The organism is Mesorhizobium sp. M5C.F.Ca.IN.020.32.2.1 (assembly GCF_004023105.1).
Lineage (GTDB): Bacteria > Pseudomonadota > Alphaproteobacteria > Rhizobiales > Rhizobiaceae > Mesorhizobium > Mesorhizobium wenxiniae.
Genome location: NZ_RZSX01001052.1, coordinates 1 through 1,943, shown reverse-complemented (window position 1 = coordinate 1,943; position 1,943 = coordinate 1). Strand labels below are relative to the sequence as shown.

Genomic DNA, 1,943 nt, shown 5'->3' with positions numbered 1-1,943 from the left:
CTCCCGTAAGGCGGTCGAGCGATTGGCCTCCCTTAAATGGCCGGCCGCGATCGCCAGGATCTCGGCCTCCGGTCCATTCTTGGTCGCAATCTCATCGACATATCGGGTTAAAAGATCGCGTCGTTCCCGTGCCGCGATGCACGATGGGACATCCTTGGTATGGCTATAGAGCGCCTTGCCGATTTCCGAGGCGTTTGCCACGCTCTCGGCCACGTGCGGGTCACAATAGATATAGTCGAGCAACTGCGCGTCGCCAGAATAACCTCTGGGCTTGTCATGGGACCACCGCGTGAGCGGATCCTCAAGAAAGTACTCCAGGACCGGGTGGTTCTGCACCACCGGTATCAATGCTTGCCAAACGTCTGGATGAACCTTGGAACGCGTTGCTTCGAGATGCGCCATCAGACGACGAATGATCTCCGCGGGATCCTTTCGTTGCTCGATTTGCTGGTGTGTCGTGTGGAGAATGAGCGCAAGCTCTACGCGAGCAGTTTCGAACGCTTCGCTATGAGGCCCGAGCTTTCCTCGAGGGAGACTGGCGGCGATCATCTCGGCAGTAATCAGACTTTTGCCATCAAGGATGGTTGCCACCACATAACCCCATAGTTACAATTAGCTAGATATTATTTAGATATTGCGTAAAATTTTACCTTTGCCAAGCCACATCCCCGGCATTTTAGCGGTGTCGTTAATTTCCTGCCAACCATGCTGGTTCTTTGGACGCCTTGTGGGTGGGATTCCGGATACGAGTTAACGAAAACCTATTTGCGCGACTGCATATTGTTTGCGAGGCGCCGCAATCGCTGTCGCGCCTGAGGAGTCGGCCGGCATTGGGGGCAGAAGCTAGAAATGAGTTCGGAATGCAAAGTCCCGTTCAGATGGGGTTTGTGGTGACGAACGAATGCGCGTCATCTGCATTGGCCGATATAGCCCATGCGGAGCCGTTCGAACCGCGCTATGAGCCGCGGTCCGACGAGCTCCGCCACCTCTACCGAGAGGAAGGCCAAGCGAAGCGAAGAATGGACGCCAGGCCAGGGCTTTGGATCGCTGTTGCCATCTATCTGCTGTTTTCGGCAACGGATCTGCTGCTGATTCCGGATGTGGCACTCTATACGATCATGGCACGCTTCGCGGTCGGAGTGACTGCACTCCTGATCTTGGAGGCACAACTTCGCCGGGGCGTCGGAACGGAATGGATTGACGTCACTTGCGCCGGAGCCATCATCTTTGGCTATGTTGGCTGGCTGTGCCCAGCGGTCATGGGTGCAGACAAGGAAAGCGTCTCTTATTACATGGTATTCGGCACCATCTTCATGATGAGCGCCAATCTCTTCTTCACGTTTAAGTTCAGCCTGTCTATTGTAACGTCTGCAATAATTTTAGTAATATTGTATGCCGTAAACTACTTTGTGCCTTCCACATTGATGTACAAACTGGTTTTTGGAACTTTTTACATTTCATGCTTCACATTTACGTCTTACGTTAACTGGAAGCTGAACGAGGAGCGCTACAACGTCTTCCTGAATGCCCTCGAAGCCAAAATCCAGCACAAGGAAGCCACCGAGCGCGGACAGGCGCTGTTGAATCTGTCGAGAACCGATCCGCTTACGGGTCTGGAGAATCGGCGGGCGATTGATGAGAAGCTGCGGGACTACTGGAGCGACTGGCAAAGGTCTGGCAGCAGTTTTGTGGCGATCCTCATCGACGTGGACTTCTTCAAAAGGTTCAATGACTATTACGGACATCAAGAAGGCGACCGCTGCCTGATTCTCGTCGCCAATGCCCTTGCCGAAATGATTAAGCAGCACAATGGCTCAATCGGCCGTTATGGCGGTGAGGAATTCATTGTTCTGGCTCGCATGGAGAAAAGAGAACAGGTCGCAGATATTGCCGAAGCCATTCGAAGCACGGTGGAGAACCTCGCGCTTCCCCACGAGCAGCGC

At 53.6% G+C, this 1,943-nt stretch carries 1 protein-coding gene and 1 pseudogene; one reads left to right on the top strand and one right to left on the bottom strand.

All coding sequences use genetic code 11. From position 1 onward, the window contains the following. Window positions 1-591: pseudogene (locus tag EOA86_RS32705) on the bottom strand (class I SAM-dependent methyltransferase); the annotation flags it as partial. 287 nt (window positions 592-878) lie between these two features. On the opposite strand from EOA86_RS32705, the gene EOA86_RS32700 reads away from it, so the two are divergent. After that, window positions 879-1,943, top strand: a 1,065-nt coding sequence (locus tag EOA86_RS32700) for a diguanylate cyclase (RefSeq protein ID WP_245497453.1), incomplete at its 3' end; no start/stop codon positions are given.